The following is a 26,671-nucleotide window of genomic DNA, read 5'->3' on the forward strand; positions in this document are numbered from 1 at the left end:
TAAAGCATAAGAAACCTTTTTTTATTTAATCATAGGAATAATACTTGGATAGGTGATTTTTTTACCGCTTCGATTTGCTAAAGCGAAAATTATGGAAAAGACATAATTTATAAGGCTAATTATAAAATAAATATACACCACAGAACGCACACTTAACGGTATTAACTCTTTATTAAAAAATTGCGAGCCAACTATAATTACAGGCAATAGATATGAAAGTAAAGTCCAAACAATCTGAAAATTAAGCAACCTCGCTCCTATTTTCTGCAAGCCTTGAATTTTATCTTTTTTAGTCATCCATAGAATTAGAGGTAAAAGAATATTCCCGATTGGAATAAATACGCCCGCTAAAACCGACAAATGAAAAAACATTAAAAACTGATGATCTTCATGCTTACCGTAATCAAGCAACTCTTCAATGTTAATATCCAGCGTTTCACAAATAAGCTGCATTGTTTTACCTCGAGGTTCATTTTCATTGTTCTCGATACGTTGAATGGTTCGTAAACTGACTTGAGATTCTGTCGCAAGCTCCTCTTGAGACATACCCTTTTTGAGACGTATTTCTTTGATTTTAGTACCTACTGGGTTCATCTTTTTCATGAATTAAAATTAGTGAAACAAACCTAAGAATGAAGTCATTTGAAGAACAAATTATAGTGCAGACTTGTTTACGTCATTCTTATGACAAACATGTCAAAACTCTGAAATACAATACCTTAAAAACTACTTTAATAAAGCCTCAAAAGTTAGTATATCTATTTTCCCATCTGGGAAAAGATTGTTTTTTGATTCAAAATCTGCTAGTGCGGTACTGGTGATTTGAGCAAAAACACCGTCTAATGGAATGGCATAACCTTTAGCGACTAATAATTTTTGCGTCTCGTAAATTAGAGCACTTCTAGAACCTAATTTTTTGCTTATGGCTGATTGATCACTAAATAATTGTTTTAAAATTTGTTTAGGATCATCATCTGGAGCAGATTTTGATTTAAAATCGTTTGAATTGATCTTTTTAATTTCAGCATTAGTTAAACCTTCTGCTTTGTGAATTGCAGAGGAAACTAACTTTTTTTCTAGGTATTTGACTTTGGCTAGTTTCTGTGCATAGCCCTTTACAGCATTTTGAGTTTCTAGATTATCCTTTTCGGGAGATCGTACGTCTATATCATTTGCAGTCCACTGTAATTTCACATAGGTATTCAAGTCTTGAATTGCCTCTTCATAATCCCATACTGTCATTTTATCATAATAATTCAGATCCACCTCATCACTAGACTCGTAGAAATAGTTAGGTGCATGAAAACGTTCCCAGTCTTTGTAAAAATCATAGACTAAGAATCCCAGTATTAGTACTAATAAAAAAATGATGACTTGCTTCATAATTACTCTCTTTGTGATGTCAAAGATAGTAATCCTAGATGAAGAATGTATTTATTTCGCTTTCGCGAAAGCGGAACAAAAATCCTACTATTCTACAATGAACTTCTCGCTTTTTTGCAGTCCGTTTTGAGTCATCAACTGCACGATATAAATTCCAGAAGAGAGGTTCAAGCCTGTGTGAGTTTTAGGCTCGTTAATGATATGAAGCAACTGACCATTCATACTAAAGACTTGTGCTTTTTCTATTGATAAATTTGTAGCGTTCCTAATTTCCAGTACAGATTCTCTATTCAAAAATTGAACGCTAACGTTTTCTAACGCTGTAGTTTCTACAGTCAAAGTAGCTATAGATTCAAAACGAATGGAAAAACGATCACTTACTTGATTCAAGATAGGCAAAGTTAAATTCACTGGACCATCATTTAGTTTATATTCTACGCCAGTTAATTGATCGAATAAATAAATTTGTAAATTACCAGGATCGTTCTTCACACTTTCTATACCTATGGTGTAATTACCTGCATTTTCAATATTAAATCGCAAAGGAAGTACATCTGCCTTATTAAATTGTGGTAGTGCCTGTATGATATAATCCTCTTGATTGAGATACCATCTCATCCCATCGGGCTCATCATTCTTATCTATGGCGTCAAATCCATTATCAACACCATATGTTGCTCTTGAATCATAACCCAAGCCTATGTATTTTACGTAGGCATTAGGCTTACTAAATGAAAGAGTTATAGTAGTTCTAGAATCGCCTATTAATGCAGGGTTTGAATTTCCTGAAGCTCTATAAAAGACAGAACCTGTTGCATCGTTTTCTCTCACAAAATCTCTTTGATCATTGTTAAAAACAATATCAGCACCTGTAGTAGTGTCCATAAAGAATCCTTGTGCAACTGCGGTATACTGATTAGGAGCAGGTTTTGATGCAGTACCTAATCCACTTGTCAAACCACTTGTGTCTGCAGTCGCTGGTGTTCCCATCATTAAGTTTCTGGTAGCATATCCACCTTGATACTCGTTTAATAAGTGAGAGTTATTTGTGTCAAATTGTTCATAGAAATATGCCGTGGCAGTAGTATTTGCAGCATTATCAGACAGGAATTGATTCATATCTAGCGCACTAGGATATGGATTTCCTACTAATACAGATCCATTTGCAGTAACGGGAATAGAAATATCACCACTATTAGGTGTCCCATCAAACAAATAATTATAGGTTCCAGTGCCTATTCCACTACCTTTCATAGTGTAACCTTCTCCAGGAAGGATAGCTCCAGAAGCTCCTATATAATTCCATGCATTATAATCATTTCTAGCTCCATTGTAAGTGTATAGCCATCGTCCACTCAATGTAAGCGGATTATCTCCTGCTGACGGATTTGCTTCTGAAATAGGTGAAAATAAGACAGGACCATTTCCATTTTGTAAGTACTGTAATTGCCAGTTACCAGATCTATGGACAGGACTGCTCCAGAAATTATAGTTGTATCTATTAGCAGTACCTTGTTGTCTAGCCCTTAAAATTCCATCACCAGAATTTAAATTAGCACCAGTATGGTTTTGTATTAACTGTGACCTGCCACGTAAAATAATTCTAGCATTAGTATCGATAAAAATGCCATTTTCTACAATAGCAACTTCATCATTGTTTACACGCAGCCTAGCATTACCAAATAGCTGTATAGATCGTACACTAAAATTTCCTAGGTCTACTCTAGGTCCAGAAAGAATATATAGATCTTTACAATTATCTGTTAGATCTGGTATACTACCAGAACCCGAACCATTGAACCATGTAGTACCATCATATATAACAACGTTATTTCTAACTATAGTAAAATAATCTCCATCATCAAAACCTACTTCAGTGATTGCAGTTGCTATGGTGCCAGATAATGAAAGTGTTTCAGGAAATTTAGGAGAACTAAAATCACTGTCGTTATCAATAATGAGCTGTAAATCATCGCATCCGTCCGGTTCTACAACACCTGTTAGATCAATTTCAAAATTGAGATTTCCACCTATGCCGTTGCTCACATTAGAAACTCTCCATTTAGTATCAAGTATAAGATTGTTGTCAACTGTATTAATTACAAATTTAGGAGTAACACCACTCTTTGTATCTCTACCCCAAAATAAATAATCACCACTACCGATGTTTGTTGGAGATGATATACGAACGATTCCCGTTCCCTGACTATCTAAATGTTGTCCGCTAGGGAAAGAAGTACCTGGTTCTCTACCTATACCAGCTACATCATGATCAAAATCACCATTTGCAGGATCATCCTGAGTGTAATAGTCAATTGCTGAAGCTATAGAAATATCATATTTTGCTGATAAATAATTGTTTACAATGATAGATTCGGTTGCGTTTAATTCTCTATTAAAATGAATGATCTCAGCTATTTCTGCATCTAGATATCTACCGTCAGCTACATTAAGTAAACCTATGGTTAATGGAGAGGAAGAATCTATAATACTTGTTGACGACTCTGAACTAGTACGTATAACCGCACCATTTCTAGATATAACACTTCTTGAAGAAGATGATCGTGCCCCATCAAATCCAAAGCTTAATAAATAATTTGTATTTGAAGAAAAACCAGAAGCATTGAACCTATTGTTTGCAGTATTTATATCTAAATTGAGAGGTGTACCATTAAAGAAAAAGGTATACGCATAATCTGAATTGAAACCACTATATTCTCTGCGCTTTGCAACAATAGCATTGATACCACTTAAATTAGTAGGTCTTACTACTGCAAAATAATTGATAGAAGAAGTTCCATCTAAAATTGGAGCATCTGCCACCTGCATCCATTGAGAACTAGATCTATTAAAGTCTAAAGCTGGATATGAGTTAAATGAAGAGGCTGCTATATATGAAGGTTGATCAGATATTACAGTTTGAAAGGCATCATTACCATTTCCTGAGGTATCATTCCAAGTAGGAACAGGATCACCATTAGAAACTGCAATTGTATTGGCATCTAACCAAAGACCATTGATGGATGAATCACCAACTCCACCTGGACCATTTTGAGCTGTCAAACTGATTGAAAATAAGCCTAATAATACTAATATTAATCTATTCACTATCATTAATTTGACTGCGAAAGTAAGTAGTGACAAGGGTTTACAAAAATAAATCCATGGAAGAAATTGACAAAGACGATCAAGTGATTCTAAATTTAGATCAATGACTTAAAATCTTATATTTTTATGGCAACTTTGCTACGTTTCCAACCTCTAATGAATGATTTTTAGGTTTTTTGTAATACTCATACATAAACATTGCGATCACTAAAGCATACTCTAGTAGTATAAGCCATAGGTTTTCAGTATAAGAGTTATTAGAGTAAGTCAAATAACTAAGAAAAATTAAAAAACTCCACACGAGCATAAATCGATACCTAGTAAAGATAGAAAATAGCAACGGTATTGTAAGATACCATGGATGAACTGTTGTTGACAGTAATAAGTATATGAAGTATGAATAAACAATGCTGATTAATAGCACTTCTGGAACTTCATTTTTTCGTTTTAAGGCGATTACAAAAATTGAGAAGAAAGTAATTACAGGCAATATCTTACCTGCAATCTGTATAATATTATAACCTGTTATTTCATAACCTACGGCACGTATGATATAATAAAAACTAGCATTGAATTCAAAATTACCAAACCATAAGCCTACTGAGCTTGAATATTTTGCAATTAACTCACTACTATAAAAAGGAAGAAAACCTAATACAATAACAATACCTACAAATAAATAATACAAGATGGCTTTCTTAATATTTAGTCTCCTGATTAATAAAGGCAGTGCAATTACCGGAAGTAATTTCAAAAGGATTCCATAACTTAAGAATAACGCACTCCTTAAATGTCTCGAAACAAACAAATTATAGACAGCTAACAGCATGAAAAAAGCCATAACCCCTTCAAAATGTAAATTACCAGTTAGTTCAATAATTACAAACGGATTTAAAAAATAAAGCAGAATAAGATATGGTGGTTTTCCTAATAGGTTGAGTAGTTTCACACCATAGATAAAAATACCTACCTCAGCAAGGATGATAAAAACACGCATCCATACCATCGTTAAAACTATACTTTTGCCTCCCAAAAATGCGGCTGCGGCAAATAACAATTGATTTAATGGTGGATAATTTGTATAATGACCACTGGAAAGCGCACCCATATTTGCGCGTAACAAAGTTGCATTTGGGATATGAGAAGCATCAGTGGCAATAACTTCGTCTGGTAAATAAAGGTAGGGATTATAACCATTTAATAATTGGTGCCCATCCCAAAAAAATCTAAAGAAATCTTGTGATAGATTAGGCGTATATGTCAGTAGTGTTAGTCTTAGAAAAACACCTACAAACAATACAAATAACAAAATATCAGAATCAAATAATTTACTACTCCATCTTTTAGGTAAAAGCCTGTGATCTTGAACAAATGCCTTTTTACTAATTTGATAAATAGCAAGCAGACCTATAAACAGTAAGCTGTAAATAACAAAGGTTTCCAGAAATTGCTTTCGCGAAAGCGAGAAAAAAACAGCATATAAAACTACACTGATTAAACTGATAATACCTAGAATATTACCGAGCTTATTTTTCATTATTGCTTCTCTGTAATGCTACGTATAAATACAAATCCAAAGCCTATGAATAACATTAAATGAAAAGGAAACAGTCCAAAATCACCGTTTTTTTCTGCTCCACCTACAACAAAGGCTGAATACATACCAAAAGCAAAGTATAGCATCAACATTCCTTCAATGATCACATGAGGACTAATTTTTTTACGCAGGTATTTATTTGCTTTCCAGTTGCCTCCTACTGCTTTAAGATTAAACTTAGGCGTTCTCACAAATTCACTGCGTTTACCAGCGTGACCTTCAAGAACCGCAATAGAATTATGAAATGAAAAGCCCATAGCTATGGAAAAGAATGTAAAGAACATTCCTATATAAGAAATGAAGTTTTGTAAACCACCACCGTAAGTTTTCTTGTACATATACCAGTAGCAAAAGAAAAATATTATGGTACTGATTACAAAGAAACTCATTACTATAAAATATTCTCTCAAGTGGCCGTATTCATTTTTAATGTACAACATAGGAATACTTAGAATCCCTACAATCAAAACATTTAAGAACATAGTACTGTTTAAAAGGTGTAGAATTCCATGTAGTTTTGATTTAAAAGACATCTCAGAAGAGATCACTCTTTTGAACATCTTTCTAAAATTCTCTGCGCCACCTTTATTCCATCTAAACTGTTGAGATCTAGCTGCGCTTATGATAATAGGTAACTCCGCTGGTGTAGTGACATGTTCTAGATACTTGAACTTCCAGTTTTTTAATTGTGCTCTGTAGCTCAGGTCCAGATCTTCGGTTAAGGTATCACCTTCCCAATTTCCTGCGTCGTATATCGTTTCTTTGCGCCACACTCCGGCAGTACCATTAAAATTTATAAAATGACCTTTTGAGTTACGACCTACTTGTTCTAATGTGAAATGGGCATCAAGTGCAAAGGCTTGAATTTGGGTAAGAATAGAATAATCACGGTTGAGGTGCGCCCATCTGGTTTGCACAACACCTATCTCGGGATCTTTAAAATGCGGAATCGTTTTTTGTAACCAGTCAGCTTCTGGAAGGAAATCTGCATCAAAAATGGCGATTAAATCACCTTTAGCTATCTCAAGACCTTCTTTTAAGGCACCAGCTTTATATCCGGTACGATCTGTTCTAGTAATATGGACAATGTCTAGTCCATTTACAGCAAGTCGTTCTATATGGGCAGCGGTAGACGCTACAGTCTCATCAGTAGAATCATCAAGAACTTGTATTTCTAATTTTTCTCGAGGGTAATCGAGTAATACAATATTGTCTAGAAGTCTATCCATTACATATGCCTCGTTAAATACGGGCAATTGTATCGTTACATAAGGAACTTGGTCAGGATCATTTAAGTCTAATAAAGCAGCATGATCAACTGACTTTTGCGCTTTCATATAGTTAATTAACAAATTGAGCTGCGCAAAGGCATAAAATAATATCAACACTAGCGATATAGAGTAAATTACAATACAAATCCAGACCAATATCATTTTTTAAAACCGTATTTAAATATCCAAGTTAAAATTTTAACGCCCGCAAAGATAGCACCTTTAACGGTACCTGAAACTTTTGACACACCTATTCTATTTCTATATTTCATAGGCACTTCTCTATATGAAAAGTCTTTTTTTAAAGCCTTTAATTGCATTTCTACAGTCCATCCATAGGTACGATCTTCCATCTGTAGCTCCTTGAGCTTATCATATTTAATAGCTCTAAAGGGACCTAAATCTGTAAATCTAGAATTAAATAAAAGCTTCATTAAACTAGTAGCTAGCCAGTTTCCAAAAATTTGAGGAGCCGTCATGGAACCTAATTCTCGTAAATGCTTCACTCTTGCTCCTACCACAAAGTCTATATTTTCCTCCATTATAGGCGCCACTAATTCTGTAAGTTGTTGTGGGTAATCACTGTAATCTCCATCTAGAAATACTACAATATCAGTAGGCAATTCTAGGCCTTCTAGGTATTCTATACCTTTAAGACAAGCATTACCATAACCAGGAGTGGATTCTTCTACAACAGTAGCACCTGCTTTTTGAGCGTTTATTACGGTGTTATCATTTGAGTTGTTACTGCATACGATTATTTCTTCTACGATGGAAGGAATGTCTCTAATGACAAGCGGAATTGAATCGGCTTCATTATAAGCTGGTATGATAACTCTTATGATGGGTAGTGAACTCAGGAGAATGGCATTAAAAAGTCGCGCAATTTAAGCATTATGAAATTGGTGGCTTTAGATTTCTGGAATTAATCCTAGCTCTACAAACTATAATAATCTAGCAAGATTAATTTAATAGCTATCAAACATTTTTTTGAATACAACTCGTTTGAGTAAAATACATCACATAAGCCTACCAAGAGCACATGATGCTAAGGTGACGAGCTTTCATTTTACTTTGAATAAAGAATTCCTAGGTGTTTGTAGAAATCTCGCTTTCGCGAAAGCGAGAACAAAATTCACCTCTAATTAAAACATAATTACATTATTACTGTCTGGCTTTTTACCACCAAATTGCGAGAACTTATAAGTAAAACTGAGCATGAAATACTGTTGTAAAACCAAACTACTAGTGTCTGAAACAAAATCATCACTTATAGTACGACGCGTATCTATGATTTGGTTTAAAATATCGTAAGCCTTCAATTTTACTGTAGCCTTATCTTTTAAAAACTTATATCCTAAACTTCCTATCAATACAAAGGAATCGTCATCAAAATCGCCAGAAATATTTCCAAATTTATTGTATTCACCTCTTAGACCTAAAATTACATGTTCTGGCCAAGAAGTTGTAATATCTATGGCAGCGCGATGGTTCACAAATTCTTGATCGCTAATGTTTTCAATGTCGAATTGAGTTCTATTGGCACTGATTTCATATTCCAGCTCTACGTCTATATAATCCTTCAAAGAGTATTCAAGTGTCACTTCTGGCGCAATGCGTATAGCTTCACTTTGAAATGCAAGACCATTAGTAAACCCTTTATTAAGCGATAGGTTTGCATCTATTCCTAAGTCAAATTCTATTTCTCTGTCGTCTTTCTTCCATGATTTACTATAACTGGTGTATAAATAGCCGTTATACTCACCATCTATGTTCACGTAGGTCGTAGTTCTAATTAAGTCTTCGTCAGTAGTGGTAATTGCAGCAACACTATTATCTGTATAAGTAAATCCACCTCCAGAGTAAAAACCGGAGCCTTTTTCCCAGTCGTAATTGCTAAGATTGAAATATAGATTATGACGCTGACTTGCATCTAGGTCTGGATTACCTATGATTATATTTTGTGGGTTTGTCCTGTTTTCTACAGGTTGTAATTGCGTTACACTAGGTACATTTATACTATTGCGGTAATTGAGATATGCCCTACCAAATTTACCGAACTTGTAATTCATGTTTGCATTTACATATGGGTCTGTAAACTCTTTATCAAAACTTGTGTTTAAAAGAACGTCTTCACTTTCTAAGGTTTGATGAATAATCCCACCGCTCAAGTTAAACCTAAAATCACCTTTTTTATACCGCAAACCTATACTAGGTCTTTGCTGGCGATTTTTAACTTCAAAATCATTGCTTAATGCAGGGTTGAAAATTAAAGTTCCTGATCCATCACGATCAAAAACACTACGCTTATTTTCTTGATTACCTGTTTCAAAATTATAATTTATGGAACCGGTAAGTGTTTCACTAATTTTTTTATTAATATAAGGTGTTATTGAAAACCTATTGTTCTCTGAATTGTTATTAATGATCTGGTCTTGAATATCTGGAGTTTCTGGATTACCCAATTCATCAAATGTAATTCTTATACTATTAAAGTCACTTTGCGATTCATTTTTATTCTTATTTACGTTACCGTAAAGACCGTAGTAAGTTCCTTTTTGCTGGGTTCTACGAGAAAAATTAAAGTTTGCTCCTAAAGATTGATTATCTGAATTTGAAATAGATGACGTTTCCACATTATTAATTATGTTGCCTTCTTCATCTGTAGAGACTGAGGAGCTGGAGTTGTCGCTGAAGTTGTTTGATAAGTTTATAGTAGGTCTAATATTAAAGGAAGTAAGCGTGTCTGGCTTTACTTCTATGCGACCACTAATTCTATGATTATCTCCTGTGCGATCTCCACGATTTGATCCTATTGTATTAAAAGTTCTGTCTGGTAAAAAGGTTGTTCTTCTCGTGTCTGATGCAGATATGGTGTTTTCTCCACCATAAAAGTAATTCATAGATGCGCTTACCGTTTTACCCCAATCGTTAGACATATTTAATCCAGCGCTATCACTAGAGGTAATTCCACCACTTCCACCGAAGTTGATACCATTAATTCCAAAACTACCGTTACTACTTCTAGAAATGGAGTAAGCGCTACTCCCCATAGCATCATAAATCTCATCAAAAGAAAAACCTGGGCTGTTAATGTTATTACTACTTCCTAAGATACTTAACTTAAAGTCTTTATTGAAGTAGTTTGCAATACCACTCATGGAGTATCTTTCATCTGTTCCTCCACCAGCAGTTAATCTAGAAAACCAGCCTTTATTTTTATCTTCGTCAATGGTGATATTTATTTCACTAGCGTTTGCATCTCCATCTTCTCCAGTAGCCTTTTGAGTATCAGTTTTAGACTCTGTAACCTGTATTTTATCTATAATTTCTTTGGGTAAATTTTTAAGTGCTACCTGAGGATCATCACCAAAGAACTCCTTACCATTTACTAATATTTTTGAAACCTCTTTACCATTTACCGTGATTTTACCATCCTTGTCCACTTTTACACCAGGTAATTCTTTCATTACATCTTCAAGAGTGGCATCGGCTTTAGTATTGAACGACTTTGCATTGAATTCTAAGGTATCCTGTTTTACTGTTATAGGTGCTTTTCTAGCCTTTACCAGCACACTATTGAGTGCCTCGATATCATTACTTAAAAAGATTTCACCTAAATCTAATTCTCGAGTTTCTTTTAGGTTTACAGATTTTGTATATGTCTTATAACCTTGAAAAGATGCTATAAAGCTTACTTCTTCATAAGCAGTATTACCTGAAAGAGCAAATACTCCTTGCTCATCTGTTATCGAGTAGGTAATTAACGTGGAATCTTTAACACTTTCTAGGTAAATAGTCGCGCTTTGTAGTTTTTCATTTGTCAAGGAATCTTTTACAACTCCTTTGATACTAAATGTTTGCGCTGTCGAATGCAAAGCAAATAAAGTTGCTAAACATGAAAAAAAGAATAATCTCATTAAGAGTAAGGTTAGTTTCTAAGAATTTGGTATATCCTCAACGCAAGGATATTAGTTAAATTTTATAAGAAACAACCTATTAACATTTAGTTAAGAAAGAAGCTGTAATAATTCTTCGACCTCAATTAAAATATTCAGGATATCATAAAATACTAGTAGTAGAATTTTATTTATAAATCTAGAATGAAAATTTTCTTATTAGATCAAAGATCCATCTATTTTTTGCGCATATAAACACTGATAGGTACACCATGAAAATCAAAATGTTCTCGTAATTGATTCTCAAGGTATCTCTTGTATGCATCCCTAACATATTGGGGTAAATTACAAAAGAAAGCAAATTGCGGTTGTGGCGTAGGCAATTGAGTGATAAACTTAATTTTTACAAATTTACCTTTGAGTGATGGTGGTGGGTAATTCTCAATTAAAGGCAACAAAGTCTCATTGAGCTGACTAGTTTTGATTTTTTTAGACCTATTCTTGTACACAGCCACAGCAGTTTCAATGGCTTTATGAATTCTTTGCTTATTTAAAACTGAAATAAAAACAATAGGAACATCAGTAAATGGTTCCATTTCTTTTCTGATTTTTGCTTCAAATTCTTTTGCAGTATTAGTTTCCTTATCTACAAGATCCCATTTATTTACAAGAACTACAATTCCCTTGCGATTGCGCTCTGCCAGCCAAAAAATATTTTGCACCTGACCATCAAAACCTCTTGTTGCATCTAGCATTAAAATACAAACATCACTATGTTCAATAGCTCTAACACTACGCATGACACTGTAAAACTCTAGATCTTCTCTTACTTTTTTCTTTCTGCGTATTCCTGCAGTATCTACTAGATTAAACTCAAAACCAAAGCGATTATACTTAGTATCAATAGAGTCACGAGTTGTCCCTGCAATATCTGTTACGATATACCTATCTTCTCCTATTAAGGCATTTATAAAAGAGCTTTTTCCAGCATTAGGTCTTCCTACTACTGCAAATCGAGGTAAATCGTCTTTCTTTTCCTCAACAGTTTCAGGAAGAACTTTTACTACTTCATCTAGTAAGTCTCCTGTACCACTTCCATTAATACTTGAAATGGAAAAATATTCACCAAGGCCTAAATTATAAAATTCATAAGCATCTTGCTCTCTCTTATTATTATCTACTTTATTAACAACAAGAAAAACTGGTTTTGTAACCTTGCGCAATAGTTGAGCAACATCTTCATCCATAGGAGTAATACCTTCCTCGGCATTTACCATAAAAAGAATAGCGTCAGCCTCATCGATAGCCAGTTCAACCTGCTGGTCTATTTCAGCTTCAAATATATCATCACTACCTACTACATAACCACCAGTATCGATTAAAGAAAATTCCTTACCATTCCAGTCACTTCTACCGTAATGTCTATCTCTAGTGACACCACTTACAGAATCTGTAATGGCCTCTCTACGTTGAATCATACGATTAAAAAGAGTAGACTTTCCTACATTAGGTCTTCCTACGATTGCTACTATACTCATGATACTTTTATTTGAATTTGCAAAGGTAGTTTTTTATTGAGTATAAGAGCTGTAGCATTGAGAAGATGTTTGATTAAAGTTCCGCTTTCGCGAAAGCGAAGAAAAACCAACACTTAAAACTTAATTACTTAGCTCTATCAATGACATAATCTACCATTTTAAGCAAGGAAGTCTTATACTCTGAATCTGGATAGGTATTTAAAATATCTAGTGCCTCGTTCTTATATCGATACATGGAGTCGATGGCATAATCTAGACCGCCATTAGTTTTAACATAATTGATAACCTCTCGTACACGCTTTTTATCTCTGTTATGTTTCTTTACAGAATTGATCAACCATTTTTTATCTTTAGAAGAAGCCGTATTGATACTGTAAATGAGCGGTAGCGTCATTTTTTGTTCCTTGATATCGATACCTGTAGGCTTTCCTATACGTTGATTTCCATAATCAAATAGGTCATCTTTAATTTGAAATGCAACACCGATTAACTCGCCAAATTTGCGCATCTTTTCTACATCTTCTCCTTCTGGTTGCACAGAACAGGCACCTAAGCTACAGCAGGCAGCAATTAACGTAGCTGTTTTTTTACGTATGATATCATAATAAATATCTTCTGTGATGTCCAGTCTTCTAGCTTTTTCAATCTGGAGTAGCTCGCCCTCACTCATTTCACGTACGGCAACACTAATGATTTGTAACAAGTCAAAATCTTTATTATCGATGCTAAGAAGTAATCCTTTTGATAATAAATAATCTCCTACAAGAACAGCTATTTTATTTTTCCATAATGCATTAATAGAGAAAAAGCCACGTCGCTTAAGACTATCATCTACTACATCATCGTGTACTAGCGTAGCTGTATGAATCAACTCAATTACAGATGCACCACGATAGGTACGATCATTTACTTGACCTTTTCCTATCATTTTGGCCACAAGAAAAACAAACATGGGCCTCATTTGCTTTCCTTTGCGATTTACAATAAAATGGGTAATGCGATTAAGTAGAGCTATACGAGAAGCCATGGAAAGATGGAACTTCTTTTCAAAAAGCTCCATTTCATGAGCTATAGGCTCTTTAATTTGCTCTACGATTTTCATAAGTTACAAATATAATGATAGAGCAAATGTAAAGTAAGAACTGTAACTTAACATTTAGAATTTTTACTAATTCTTTTTCAAAAAAAATCAGGCTCTCTTACTAAGAAAGCCTGATTATTAAGAGTTATGAATATAGTCTTATTATTCCTTCACAAATTTTCTTGTAATGACTGTATCATTACTTGAAATATTTAAAATATAAAGACCTGGCTTTAAATCTTCAATATTTGCATTTACTTCTGTGTTATTTACTTCTAGAGATTTAATCAATCTACCGTTAAGATCTACAATCTCAAGAGATGTTAATTGTTGCGTAGGACTAGACACGTTTAAAATGTCAGTCGCTGGATTAGGGAAAATCTTTACACTTACTTCATCAAGAGTCTCATCTTCATTGCTCAATAAGTTACTAGTTGCAACAGCTCTAGAAACATAATCTTTAAAAGTTAGTGTAGTGGCAGATGTATTTGCAGTCACTGGTGGTGTTGCATTAGGATTTGCAGCAGTACTAAAAGCTAAAAAATCAATTTCTAAAGGCACTTGATTAGTTACCCAAAAAGCGCTACCTATAGTTGCGTTTCCGGCATTTGGGTCTGTCTTCCATAAAACCTCACCTGTTGCCACATTATAAGAACACCCTATAGTATAGTCTGTATTAGGAGAAAGAATTAGTCCTGTAGCTGAAAGTCCTATTCTAAAGGTTCCTTCAGTACCACCATTATTAAGATAAGCTATCCCGAACAACTCGCCTGTAGAAGTTTCATAAGAATAACCAACACAAGATGTTGTTGCTGGCGCATTAGGATCTGTACTCGGATTGTCTGCAAAAATCCTCATACCAATCTGGTTTTTACTAGTCGTAGTAGGACCTGTGTTAAAAGTGTATTCTAATTCAATTACATCATTACCTACAGTCCTGCTAGTCCATGACATATCAAGACCATCTCTCCACATAGCTCTTACACCTTGATCTCCATCTGGCCCAGTTAGATTAAAGTTTTGTTCAGTACTATTTCTTACCGTAGCGATTTGAAAGTTTGAATTTCCAGCATTAGTGGTTGTTGACGCTGCGTCTCCATTTGTCGCCAGTGTAAAAAATCCACCTTGACCTGCTCCACTAGCGTCAAAGACAGTACCGACATCTCCAGGTACTAAATTATTAAAATTTTCTTGTTCCAGCACTTGACTGAATGATGTTAAGCTTAGAGCAAACGCTCCAATTAAAAGTATAGTTTTTTTCATTTTATGGGAATTTCTCGTAAAATTAATTAATTAAACAAAATTTTATTAAAAGATATGTTAAAAGAAATGTGATGTAAGTTAAAATGGGCACTTATAAAGCAAAAAAAACTAGACATACCTTCTCTAGAAACGTATCAATGTATTTAACAATAAATAAATATTATCCGGTAAAATGACCAATAGTCTTCACGTTAATCTTAAAAACAATTCTTTCTGTCGAAAAAGCTCAATTAAAGTTAACCAAACACCTTAATTATTGAAAAATCATTAAACACTTTAGTAAGAAACCTTTATATTTATTTCATCTAAAACAAAAATTCTTTGAAATGAAAAAAATTACATTTATTATCATTCTGTTTATAGGAGCTCTTTCCTATGGTCAATATCTAACTGAAGGTTTTGAAGGCGGTGCTTTTCCACCAGCGGGATGGACACTTAATAGCACAAATACAAATTATAGTTTTGAATTGTCCACAACTGCAAATACTGGTACAGGTTCTGCAGAAGTACAGTATGATCCAGCACTAATTGCTCAAGATGAAACTCTGATCTCTCCAGCATTAGATTTTACATCTGCCACAGCACCAGAACTAAGCCTCTTTGTGAACTTAAGCTATTTTTGGGCTGTTGACCCCAATAACAATTATGATATTACTATCTCAGCTAGACAAGGAGCTAATACAACAGCATTGTGGACAGAAAATGATCTAGGCGTCTTCACTAGTTTTACGTGGATTGAAGTTACTTTAGATCTTACTGCTTACGCGGGCCTAAATAATGTATTTATTGAAATTAACTATACTGGAAGCGACGGAGCATCTTTTAACCTTGATGACATCCTTGTAGAAGAAGCACCAGCTTGTGACGTTCCTAATAACCTAACTTTTGATTCAGCAACAATAGCAAACACCACTGCAGATATTTCATGGGATAATTCAGGTGATTTTGATATTAGATATGGTGAGTACCCATATGCCGTGAGAGACGCTGGTGGAACTGTAGATTCAGTAGTCGGTGGTAATAGCTATCAATTAACCGGCCTTACACCTGGTGTATCTTACAACGTATTTGTAAGACAGTCTTGCGCTGGTGGCTTACTATCAGACTGGATAGAAATTATAGTAGGAACTACACCTATACCAGGAATAACTTTCCCATATTCACAAGGTTTTGAACCAGCAGCAAATCAAGCTTTATTATTAAATTTTGGTTTAAGTTTTTTCACAAACACAAACAATTGGTCATTTGCTCAAGATGATTTAACAGATGGAGATACAACTAATGATTTTGCCAGTGATGGTATAAGTTTTATGTTCTCTAACAATACCTTTATTAATGATGATGCAGACGCTACAATATATCTTGGGCCATTTACCCTTACTAGTGGAACGACTTACACTTTTGGATTTGATCAAAGAAACAGAGTAGTATCAGATGCTGTAACACCTAACAAAGACATAGAAATCGTAGCAGCCACTACAAACGATGGAATGAACAATACAGTTCTTGCCACTTATGATGACATGAATAACATCGCATATCAAGTAAGAAGTGGTAGTTTTACACCTGCAACTTCTGGAGATTATTATTTTGGAATTAGAGATAAGTCTAATATTCTCGTAGGTGTTACAACCGCAAATACAGTATTTATTGATGCAGTAACACTTAATTCAACCTTAAGTGTCGATGATGCAAATAATGTTAACCTTAATTACTTTTTTAACAGTATAACAAATACTTTTAATCTTGAAATTACCGATGGCAAAATTGATGATATCAATATTTACAATTTACTAGGTCAACAAATTGCTACCCAAAATGTGAATGCTTCTTCTACGACCATAGATTTAAATGCAGCAAGTGACGGGCTTTATTTTGCACAAATAAATATTAAAGGAAAAACACATTCTATTAAGTTTGTAAAATAATTTACACTTTGAAATTATGAATTAAAAAGCACCTCAATTGAGGTGCTTTTTTATGTACTTAGATTAACAGAACTATTTGTTCTATAATTTAATCTCAAGATATTCAAACACCTTCTATAATTAATTTGTCTCTTTGGATTATGAGAATACTTATATATGAAGATCTAACACACGTAATTTGGTAAATCTGCATCGCTTTCGCGAAAGCGGAATTTTAAATAGCTAGATATATAAAAAAGGATATGAATTTAAAGAACTATTGAAAGGCCTGTTAATGCTTATTTGCCAGCTGACCACAAGCAGCATCAATATCCTTACCTCTACTGCGACGTACATTTACTATGATGTGATTACGTTCTAACTGAGTTTTATATAAATCTATAGCTTGAGGACTAGCTTGCTCAAATCTAGGATCATCGATAGAATTATATTCTATGATGTTAACCTTACAAGGGATGACTTTACAAAATTTGATCAATTCATGAACATCATCAATGGTATCGTTTATACCTTTCCAGACTACGTACTCATAAGTGACTCTAGTACCTGTTTTATCATACCAGTATTTTAAGGCCTCCTTTATATCAGCAAGCGGAAATTGCTCATTAAAGGGCATGATCTTAGTGCGCTTTTCATCAATAGCGCTATGTAATGATAGTGCTAGATTAAATTTTGGGCCATCGTCTGCCAGCTTTTTCATCATTTTAGGAACACCGCTGGTGGAAAGGGTGATTCTTTTAGGAGACATTCCTAAGCCGTCTTCACCAGTTATTTTCTCTATAGACTTGAGAACGTTGTTATAATTCATCAATGGTTCTCCCATTCCCATGAAAACGATATTAGACAATGGGAAGCCATGATACATCCTACTTTGCTGATCTATAGCTACCACTTGATCATAAATTTCATCGGGCAGTAAGTTACGCATGCGTTTTAGTCTTGCCGTAGCACAAAATTCACAATTTAAACTGCAACCTACTTGAGAAGATACACAAGCTGTAGTACGCGTTGCCGTGGGAATTAAAACAGACTCCACCGTAAGACCATCATGTAATTTTACTGCATTTTTTATGGTGCCATCCTGGCTTCTTTGCATGTCATCTACTTTGATATGATTGATTTCAAAATGGGTATCTAAAAAAATTCTTGTTTCCTTTGAAAGATTAGTCATATCATCAAATGAATGCGCACCTTTCTTCCATAGCCACTCATATACTTGATTACCTCTAAAAGCTTTTTCTCCTTTTTCAATAAAGAAGTCTCTTAGTTGCTCTTTAGTTAATGCCCTTATGTCTCTTTTTTTCTCTTTCAAATCTTTAAATAAAAACGCGTTGCAAAATTACATGATCTTGCAACGCGTTCATTAAGAGTTTTATTAAAATATGAATTTAAATTTTAGAAATTTTCTCGGTAATAGAATTGTTACCATCTTGTATTCTTAAAAAGTAAATACCATTTGCAAGTTCTTTAATATTCAACTGGTTTTCTACTTGATTAAAAGATCCAGATTGGATAAGTTTTCCTGATAAATCAAATACATCGTAAGAAGCAGGATTTTCTAATATCACATTTATTAATCCTGAGGATGGATTAGGGTAAATTTCAATACTAATTACAGCATTAATCTCTTCATTATTAAGAATATCATAAAACTCACCATCTAAAGTATTAGGTGATGTGTTATCTGGATCTAACCAGTCTCTTAGTCTGGTAGCAGGAGAACCTCCACCATTCCATGCGGTACTAAATCTCCCATAAAAATCAGGTTGTCCATTATCTACCGTACCATTACAAAATGCAGCACCACCATACAGTTCTCCTATGATTTGACCGCTGTTATTAAGAAGGCAACTACCTGAAGATCCACCTTCGGTAACTCCGTAATCCCAGTCTGCAATAGCCCACGTATTTGCGGTAACTCCACCTATAGTCACGTTTTGAGCAACAGCAGCTTGATCATTCCTACACAACTTCATTATGTCACCACTAGGATGATGCACACCTAATTGTTCTGTAGGTACGGTAGTCGTACGATCCCAACCACCATAATACAAATTCCATGATGCTGGAGGAGTTTGATTCAATTCAAAAAGTGCTGTATCACTAAAACCGTGATTCATTTTTAATGAGGCACCATTTAAAACTTGCGTTGGATTAAATGGACCAGTAGTATTAGCAAAAGTGGCACAATCTGGTGTATTAGTGAACCACTCAAAACCAAATGACCAATTATTTGCATTATAGAAACTTGAAGCACCATCACTTGCTCCAAGACAGTGGTTTGCGGTATAAAAATAAGGAGTCGCATCTTCTCTTACATTATTGATCATAGTTCCAGTACATAAACCATTACCATTAATAATAATGCGAGCTACCGCTTGTCTATAATTATCTCTTATAGTTGTCCAATCTGTACCAGTAGAAGATCCTAGATTAGGATTACACTGCACATCAACATTACAAGATCCAGACTCATTGAGCTTAAGATAATTTTCTTCCTCAATACCAAATCCTCTATAACCGTGAACTACTTGCTCTATAGAAATTCTCCCTTGATTTTTAACAGCAGCAGGTTCATAATATTCAATCCAAACGTTATCACCGTAAATAATCCATGACCCAAGGATTCCGTCCTCCTGGTTTTCATTTTCAGTATAAGGTCCCATTCGATCAGATCGATCATTGTTATAAAGATACATCTCTGCACCTACTGGTAAATCATACCTATCAAAAAGAAAGTTAATTGTTCTAGCGCCTTTAGATTCAATATTTAATCTCCATAAACGGTCACCATTCTCAAGTTCTGTCCATAAGCCGGAATTGAACAGATTTAAATCAACAGGGATTTTATGTCCAAATTTATACGGTTTATTTCTAATCTGATCATCAATAGCATCTTGTTGTTGTATTGCCTCAAGATCAATTGATGGCATAGTAATCTTCTGGGGTTGACTTTTAAAAGCTAAATCCCAACTCTTGGGTGTGCTTTCATTAGTTACTTGTGCTACCGCTAGTTGACAAGCAAAAAGCGCAATAAGCAAGTAAACTTTTCTCATAATTTAATAGTTTTAGGAATAGATGAGCAAGATAATTCAAACATGTAATTCCACATAATTACTAAAGTTAAAATGTTAACCAAAACTTAACGAAAAAACTGACAAAGTTAAAGGCAGAGCTATTCTAATTATACCGATAAATATTTCAATAAGGTGTTATTTAATAAAATGCTCTGTTCAATTAAAAAAAGTGTAGCTTTAAATACAAGCTGATGAGTTAGCCTACGATGTCACTTTTTCTCACTTGTTTTTCCCAATTCCAAGCACTAAGTAACGACTCCTCTAAAGAATATTTTGCTTCCCATGCTAAAGTCTCGCTTACCTTAGTTGTATCTGCATAAGCAGCTATAACGTCTCCTGACCTGCGCTCTTTAAATTTATAATTAAGCTTTTCTCCTGTAGCTTTTTCAAAGGCTGTAACAACCTCCATAACCGTTGACCCATCGCCAGTTCCTACATTAAAGTATTCGTAGTTTGTATCAGCCTCATTTAACAACAACCTTTTTAACGATGCTACATGAGCTTTAGCAAGATCTACCACATGAATATAATCTCTTATAGCCGTACCATCTCGCGTAGGGTAGTCTGTCCCAAATACTGATAACTGCTCTCTTAAACCTATTGCTGTTTGTGTTATATAAGGAACCAGGTTTTGTGGAACACCTAAAGGTAGCTCACCTATTTTTGCACTCTCATGAGCACCTATAGGATTAAAATATCTTAAAGAAATTGCTTTTAAGTTCGAATTCACCTTACAAGTCTCCTTAATGATCTCCTCACCTATTTGTTTAGTATTACCATAAGGAGATTCGGCTGGTTTTACTGGTGAATCTTCGGTCACCGGCAAGACATCTGCTTGCCCGTAAACTGTACAAGAGGAACTAAATATGAAGCTCACATTCCTTTCTTGAATATTTTGTAAGAGATACACTAGAGAATTTATATTGTTTTCATAATACTTTAAGGGATTCAATACACTCTCGCCTACTGCTTTAAATGCCGCAAAATGTATGATACCACCTATATCTTCATGATTTTTAAAAAATGTAAAAAGTGCATTCTTGTCGCTTACATCCAGTTTATGAAAGGCAGGTTGCTTACCAGTTATAGAGGTAATATTTTCTAAAACATTAAGAGATGCATTTGATAAATTATCAACGATAATAACATCATAACCTAAATTTTGTAACTCTACTACTACATGAGAACCTATGTAGCCTAATCCTCCGGTAACTAATATCTTCATATTAACAAAACTACAATTTAATACTTTAGATAATAAAAAAAGACAGCTGCAAATTGCAGCTGTCTTACATATAATAAATATAGTGGCAGTTAATCTTTTAACAAGCCTCTAGAAATAACGATTTTTTGAATTTCACTAGTTCCTTCATAAATCTGAGTGATTTTTGCATCTCTCATCAATCGTTCTACGTGATATTCTTTTACATACCCATTTCCACCATGCACTTGCACAGCCTCTACTGTAGTATCCATCGCTACTTGAGAAGCAAATAATTTTGCCATAGCACCGCTCATATCATAATTGCGACCTTGATCTTTATCCCAAGCACTTTGCATTACTAAATGACGTGCAGCAGTAATATTAGTATGCATATCTGCAAGTTTAAAGGCAATTGCTTGATGATTGCATATCTCTGTACCGAAGGCTTTTCTTACTTTAGAATAATCTCTAGCTAGCTCATAAGCTCCTGAAGCAATTCCTAAAGCTTGAGCGGCAATTCCTATACGACCACCAGAAAGTGTCTTCATAGCAAACTTGAAACCAAATCCATCTTCACCTATCCTATTTTCTTTAGGAACTTTTACATCATTAAATATTAAAGAGTGCGTATCACTACCACGTATTCCTAATTTATCCTCCTTTACACCTACTTCAAATCCGTCCCAACCTTTTTCTACGATAAAAGCATTAATTCCTTTATGCTTTTTCTCTTTGTCAGTTTGCGCTATTACTAGGTAATAATCTGCACTATTTCCATTAGTAATCCAGTTCTTTGTACCATTAAGCACATAGTGATCACCTTTATCAATGGCAGTTGTTTTTTGAGAAGTAGCATCACTACCAGCCTCAGGTTCTGATAAACAGAAAGCTCCTATAGACTCTCCTGTAGTAAGCTTTGTTAAATACTTTTCTTTTTGCGCCTCATTTCCATAGGTATCTAAACCCCAACAAACTAAAGAATTGTTTACTGAAACAATTACCGAAGCACTTGCATCTATTTTAGAAAGCTCTTCCATAACAAGGACATAAGAAATTGTGTCCATGCCACCACCGCCGTATTTAGGAGATGCCATCATTCCTAGAAAACCTAGCTCACCCATTTTCTTAACTTGCTCAGCAGGGAATTTTTGAAGATTATCTCGCTCGATTACACCTGGTAATAATTCCGTTCTTGCAAAATCTCTCGCAGCATCCCTTATCATCAGATGCTCTTCTGTTAGGCCAAAATCCATTTAGTATTTTATTTTTTTAGTTATTTTTCCGTTTTGCAAATTTAATGCTATTCTAGTCTAATTTCAACAACTTTAAGATATGAATCATCAGTACTATAACGTTTTAGGAGTTATGTCTGGAACATCCCTCGACGGCATTGACATTGCACACGTTACCTTAGTACGTAAAGACCGCTGGAGCTTTCAAATTCATACAGCCGAAACGTTTCCCTATTCTGCTGCTATGAAACAAAAATTAAAAGATGCTATTCATGATGATAATACTTCCATTTCATCATTAAATAAGGAATACACGAATTATCTGGCCGAGAATATCAATCTCTTCATTACAAAAAATAATATCGCCAACCTTATAGCAGTTTGCTCTCATGGCCACACTATTTTCCATGAACCTGATAAAGGACTAACCCTTCAAATAGGAAATTTACCAGAGCTTGCAAACCTCATTAACAATAGGATAGTTTGCGATTTCAGAGTACAAGACGTTGCATTAAAAGGGCAAGGCGCTCCATTAGTACCCATTGGTGACCAGTTGTTATTCAGCAATTATGATTATTGTCTCAACCTCGGTGGATTTGCAAATCTTAGTTTCTCCAGTAACCATAAAAGAGTGGCATATGACATATGTCCTGTAAATGTTGTTCTTAATCACTATGCTTTGAATTTAGGTAAAGAGTATGATACTGGTGGCGCTTTCGCGAAAGCGGGAACCGTAAAAACCTCTATCCTTAAGAAATTAAATAGTCTAGATTTCTACCACTTAAAAGCCCCTAAATCACTAGGCATCGAATGGGTAAACGAGAACATTTTTAAGATTCTAGACACAATATCAGACAGCCATGATATTATAGCTACGTTTACGGAGCATGTAGCAATTCAAATTTCAAATCAAATAAAACCTAATGCGAGTCTATTTATAACTGGTGGAGGCGCATTCAATACATATTTAATAGAAAGAATAAAAGAATTTACAGACGCAAGACTACTCATACCAGATGATATTATCGTAGAAAACAAAGAAGCTCTAATATTTGCATTTCTAGGTGTATTAAAGTTGCGTAACGAGAATAACTGTCTAGCCAGTGTGACCGGCGCGTTGCACGATCACAGCAGCGGTAAAATTTACGTACCTTAAGAAATTGTAAAAATGTCTATTTACAATTGCAGTTCCATTATATTTGTGCAAACTTATGACAGCCTATGAAGGAACTTCTTAAACGTTATGAAAATGCCGATCCAGAAATTGTTTTTCACTGGAATGATCCTGAAACTGATGCCGAAGGATGGACTGTAATTAACAGCTTGCGCGGTGGAGCCGCTGGTGGAGGAACCAGAATGAGAAAAGGACTTGATAAAAATGAGGTGCTTTCTCTTGCAAAAACTATGGAAATCAAGTTTACCGTTTCTGGACCAGCAATAGGTGGTGCAAAATCAGGAATAAATTTTGATCCACAAGATCCTCGTAAAAAAGGGGTTTTAGAACGCTGGTATAAAGCAGTATCACCATTACTCAAAAGTTATTACGGTACTGGTGGCGATTTAAACGTAGACGAAATTCACGAGGTGATTCCTATGACTGAAGATTGTGGTGTGTGGCATCCACAAGAAGGTGTTTTTAATGGACACTTTGCTCCTACTGAGGCAGATAAAATTAACCGAATAGGACAGCTGCGTCAAGGTGTGATTAAAGTAATAGAGAATCCTACGTTTTCTCCAGACGTTTCAAGAAAATATACTGTAGCAGATATGATTACCGGATTTGGCGTTGCTGAAGCTGTAAAACATTTCTATGATATTTACGGAGGCGATGTAAAAGGTAAACGTGCTGTTGTACAAGGATTTGGTAATGTAGGAAGCGCTGCCGCCTTCTATCTTTCACAAATGGGTGCAAAAGTGGTAGGAATTATAGATCGTGTAGGTGGTCTTATAAATGAAGATGGTTTTTCTCATCAAGAAATTACAGAGTTATTTTTAAATAAAGATGGAAATACCCTTAGAGCAAAAGAATTAATTTCTTTTGAAGAAGTTAATAAACGCATTTGGAATATAGAAACAGAAATCTTTGCTCCATGTGCTGCTTCTAGATTAATTTCTCAAGAACAAATTGATCAAATGATTTCTTCTGGTCTAGAAGTAATTTCTTGTGGTGCAAACGTTCCTTTTGCAGATAAGGAAATCTTCTTCGGTTCTATTATGGAACACACAGATGAAAAAGTAAGTCTTATTCCAGATTTTATTTCCAACTGTGGTATGGCACGAGTTTTTGCTTATTTCATGGAGCGTCGCGTTCAAATGACGGACGAGGCTATTTTCAATGATACAAGCATGACTATACGCAACGCAATTCAGAATACATTTAATAACAACAGTTCAAAAAAGCAAATCAGTTCTACTGCATTTGAAATTGCACTTAAACAATTAGTTTGATGAAATATTTTTTAGGTAATAGTCCTAGGTGGTTTAAATTAACGATAATCGCCTTTCTTATTTTTAACATTATAGGTTATTTCACACTTAGCGGTACGGTAATGGGATGGATTTTCATAGGAGAATTTATTTTTTGCCTAGCAATGGCTTTAAAATGTTATCCATTGCAATCTGGTGGATTACTTGCTATACAAGTACTTGCATTAGGCTTAACACACCCTATGTATGCAAAGGATCATGATACGCATGAGTTCCTTTATGATGAAGCCGGAAACCATGTTCTAGGTGGTGTGTATGCAGAGGTTGCTCAGAATCTAGAAGTTATTTTACTTCTAGTTTTCATGGTTGCTGGTATCTATTTTATGAAGCCATTACTGATGTACATCTTTGTAAAGCTATTTACTAAAATCAAGTCAAAGCTTGCATTATCTCTAGTATTTCTATTAATAAGCGCCGTTTTATCTGCCTTTTTAGATGCATTAACTGTAACAGCAGTTCTAATAAGTGTTGGGATAGGATTCTATAATGTATATCATAAAATACACTCCAGCGATTTAGATTTAGATCACGATAACACTTTAGACAGAAAGCAGCTGAGTGGTGAGACTTTAGAAGAGTTTCGTTCTTTCCTGCGTAGTCTAGTGATGCACGGAGTTGTAGGTACCGCTTTAGGTGGTGTTTGTACAATCGTAGGAGAACCTCAAAACCTATTGATAGGTTCTAAAATGGGTTGGGATTTTATTGAGTTCTTTAAGGTGATGACTGTGGTTACGATGCCGGTTCTCGCGGCAGGAATTTTGACCACGATTTTTTTAGAGACTACTAAAACTTTTGGTTTTGGTCAGAAAATGCCTCCTGTAGTACGCACTATAATTGAAGGATGGATGGAAAAAAGAGATTCAGAACGTACCGATAAAGAAAAATATGCATTGGTAGTTCAAGGGATTTCAGCCGTATTACTTATAGCAGGACTAGCATTACACGTTGCTCCCGTAGGATTTATAGGACTAGGTCTTATAGTTATACAAACTGCATTCATGGGAATCACTGATGAGCATAGTCTAGGTAAAGCATTTGAAGAAGCTCTTCCATTTACAGGACTGTTAGTAGTGTTTTTTGTAATCGTTGCGATGATACATGATCAGCATTTATTTGCACCTATCATTCAATGGGCACTGGAACAAGATCCTTCTACACAGCCTAGTATATTTTACCTTGCAAACGGATTCTTAAGTATGATATCTGATAATGTTTTTGTGGCAACCGTTTATATTAACGAGGTAAGTAACGCATACGAAGCCGGAACAATAACTAGAGATCAATATGAGCACCTTGCAGTTGCAATTAATACTGGAACTAATCTACCGAGTGTTGCAACGCCTAATGGGCAAGCCGCATTCCTATTTTTATTGACCTCAGCGTTAGCACCACTCATTAACTTGTCTTATGGTAAGATGGTTAAAATGGCATTACCATATACAATTGTACTAACTCTTGTAGGTTTAGGCTGTGTTTGGTACTTTTTATAATAAAAGAGTATTATTGTAAGAGTTTGTGATGTTCTCGCTTTCGCGAAAGCATAACTTTAATAAATCAAATACACAGTTTATACAATGAATGAGTAATAAACTGCGTTATCAAC

General features: G+C 34.8%; 19 protein-coding genes. 5 read left to right on the forward strand and 14 right to left on the reverse strand.

The features are described 5' to 3' along the window. Window positions 1–21: 21 nt before the first annotated feature. The 6 genes from A9Q93_RS13875 to A9Q93_RS13900 all read right to left on the reverse strand — a co-directional run bounded on the left by A9Q93_RS13875 (window position 22) and on the right by A9Q93_RS13900 (window position 8,219). Window positions 22–594 (reverse strand): helix-turn-helix domain-containing protein, encoded by a 573-nt coding sequence (locus A9Q93_RS13875; protein ID WP_303687998.1) that lies wholly within the window; start codon window positions 592–594, stop codon window positions 22–24. Between the two features lie 132 nt (window positions 595–726). Further along, complete coding sequence (locus A9Q93_RS13880; protein WP_303687999.1) at window positions 727–1,383, reverse strand: peptidoglycan-binding protein; 657 nt, start codon at window positions 1,381–1,383, stop codon at window positions 727–729. A gap of 87 nt (window positions 1,384–1,470) precedes the next feature. Next, the gene (locus tag A9Q93_RS13885; RefSeq protein ID WP_303688001.1) at window positions 1,471–4,491 is read right to left on the reverse strand and encodes a T9SS type A sorting domain-containing protein; all 3,021 of its coding nucleotides are present in this window, start codon (window positions 4,489–4,491) and stop codon (window positions 1,471–1,473) included. Between the two features lie 124 nt (window positions 4,492–4,615). Further along, window positions 4,616–6,028, reverse strand: coding sequence for a hypothetical protein (locus tag A9Q93_RS13890; RefSeq protein WP_303688002.1), 1,413 nt, complete (start codon window positions 6,026–6,028; stop codon window positions 4,616–4,618). After that, window positions 6,028–7,521, reverse strand: a complete 1,494-nt coding sequence (locus tag A9Q93_RS13895; RefSeq protein WP_303688003.1) for a cellulose synthase family protein — start codon at window positions 7,519–7,521, stop codon at window positions 6,028–6,030. Before A9Q93_RS13895 ends, A9Q93_RS13890 begins: the two co-directional genes overlap by 1 nt. Continuing rightward, window positions 7,518–8,219 (reverse strand): glycosyltransferase family 2 protein, encoded by a 702-nt coding sequence (locus A9Q93_RS13900; protein WP_303688039.1) that lies wholly within the window; start codon window positions 8,217–8,219, stop codon window positions 7,518–7,520. Before A9Q93_RS13900 ends, A9Q93_RS13895 begins: the two co-directional genes overlap by 4 nt. 145 nt (window positions 8,220–8,364) lie before the next feature. Between A9Q93_RS13900 and A9Q93_RS13905 the strand changes: the two genes are divergently transcribed. Next, complete coding sequence (locus A9Q93_RS13905; RefSeq protein ID WP_303688005.1) at window positions 8,365–8,508, forward strand: hypothetical protein; 144 nt, start codon at window positions 8,365–8,367, stop codon at window positions 8,506–8,508. On the opposite strand, the gene A9Q93_RS13910 is transcribed toward A9Q93_RS13905, so the two are convergent. The 4 genes from A9Q93_RS13910 to A9Q93_RS13925 all read right to left on the reverse strand — a co-directional run bounded on the left by A9Q93_RS13910 (window position 8,505) and on the right by A9Q93_RS13925 (window position 15,140). Beyond that, on the reverse strand, window positions 8,505–11,279 hold the full coding sequence (locus A9Q93_RS13910; protein WP_303688006.1) for an outer membrane beta-barrel protein: 2,775 nt from the start codon (window positions 11,277–11,279) through the stop codon (window positions 8,505–8,507). The genes A9Q93_RS13905 and A9Q93_RS13910 overlap by 4 nt on opposite strands. A gap of 215 nt (window positions 11,280–11,494) precedes the next feature. After that, complete coding sequence (gene der / locus A9Q93_RS13915) at window positions 11,495–12,799, reverse strand: ribosome biogenesis GTPase Der (protein ID WP_303688040.1); 1,305 nt, start codon at window positions 12,797–12,799, stop codon at window positions 11,495–11,497. A 121-nt stretch (window positions 12,800–12,920) separates the two neighbouring features. Then, complete coding sequence (locus tag A9Q93_RS13920; protein WP_303688007.1) at window positions 12,921–13,898, reverse strand: polyprenyl synthetase family protein; 978 nt, start codon at window positions 13,896–13,898, stop codon at window positions 12,921–12,923. Between the two features lie 141 nt (window positions 13,899–14,039). Then, the gene (locus A9Q93_RS13925; RefSeq protein ID WP_303688008.1) at window positions 14,040–15,140 is read right to left on the reverse strand and encodes a T9SS type A sorting domain-containing protein; all 1,101 of its coding nucleotides are present in this window, start codon (window positions 15,138–15,140) and stop codon (window positions 14,040–14,042) included. Window positions 15,141–15,466: 326 nt separating this feature from the next. Between A9Q93_RS13925 and A9Q93_RS13930 the strand changes: the two genes are divergently transcribed. After that, entirely contained in the window at window positions 15,467–17,068 is a 1,602-nt protein-coding gene (locus A9Q93_RS13930; protein WP_303688009.1) for a T9SS type A sorting domain-containing protein, read from the forward strand. Window positions 17,069–17,339: 271 nt separating this feature from the next. Here the strand turns inward: A9Q93_RS13930 and rlmN are convergent, their stop codons facing one another. From rlmN to A9Q93_RS13950, 4 genes are all read right to left on the reverse strand, one after another. Further along, the gene (rlmN, locus tag A9Q93_RS13935) at window positions 17,340–18,380 is read right to left on the reverse strand and encodes a 23S rRNA (adenine(2503)-C(2))-methyltransferase RlmN (RefSeq protein WP_303688010.1); all 1,041 of its coding nucleotides are present in this window, start codon (window positions 18,378–18,380) and stop codon (window positions 17,340–17,342) included. A gap of 76 nt (window positions 18,381–18,456) precedes the next feature. Then, a complete protein-coding gene (locus A9Q93_RS13940; RefSeq protein ID WP_303688011.1) occupies window positions 18,457–20,124 on the reverse strand; it encodes a T9SS type A sorting domain-containing protein in 1,668 nt (555 codons plus the stop codon). Window positions 20,125–20,341: 217 nt separating this feature from the next. Then, window positions 20,342–21,370 carry a UDP-glucose 4-epimerase GalE gene (gene galE / locus A9Q93_RS13945; RefSeq protein ID WP_303688012.1) on the reverse strand — a complete coding sequence of 343 codons (1,029 nt, stop codon included), beginning with the start codon at window positions 21,368–21,370 and terminating at the stop codon, window positions 20,342–20,344. Between the two features lie 89 nt (window positions 21,371–21,459). After that, window positions 21,460–22,602: an acyl-CoA dehydrogenase gene (locus A9Q93_RS13950; protein WP_303688013.1), complete on the reverse strand. Its 1,143-nt coding sequence runs from the start codon at window positions 22,600–22,602 to the stop codon at window positions 21,460–21,462. Between the two features lie 79 nt (window positions 22,603–22,681). Here A9Q93_RS13950 and A9Q93_RS13955 point away from each other — a divergent pair, with 79 nt between their 5' ends. From A9Q93_RS13955 to A9Q93_RS13965, 3 genes are all read left to right on the forward strand, one after another. Further along, window positions 22,682–23,737, forward strand: a complete 1,056-nt coding sequence (locus tag A9Q93_RS13955; protein ID WP_303688014.1) for an anhydro-N-acetylmuramic acid kinase — start codon at window positions 22,682–22,684, stop codon at window positions 23,735–23,737. Window positions 23,738–23,802: 65 nt separating this feature from the next. Then, window positions 23,803–25,029, forward strand: a complete 1,227-nt coding sequence (locus A9Q93_RS13960; RefSeq protein WP_303688015.1) for a Glu/Leu/Phe/Val dehydrogenase dimerization domain-containing protein — start codon at window positions 23,803–23,805, stop codon at window positions 25,027–25,029. Then, window positions 25,029–26,558, forward strand: a complete 1,530-nt coding sequence (locus A9Q93_RS13965) for a Na(+)/H(+) antiporter NhaB (RefSeq protein WP_303688016.1) — start codon at window positions 25,029–25,031, stop codon at window positions 26,556–26,558. The genes A9Q93_RS13960 and A9Q93_RS13965 overlap by 1 nt, the downstream gene beginning before the upstream one ends. Window positions 26,559–26,671: the final 113 nt, after the last annotated feature.

The organism is Nonlabens dokdonensis (genome assembly GCF_002162835.1).
Classification (GTDB): domain Bacteria; phylum Bacteroidota; class Bacteroidia; order Flavobacteriales; family Flavobacteriaceae; genus Nonlabens; species Nonlabens dokdonensis_B.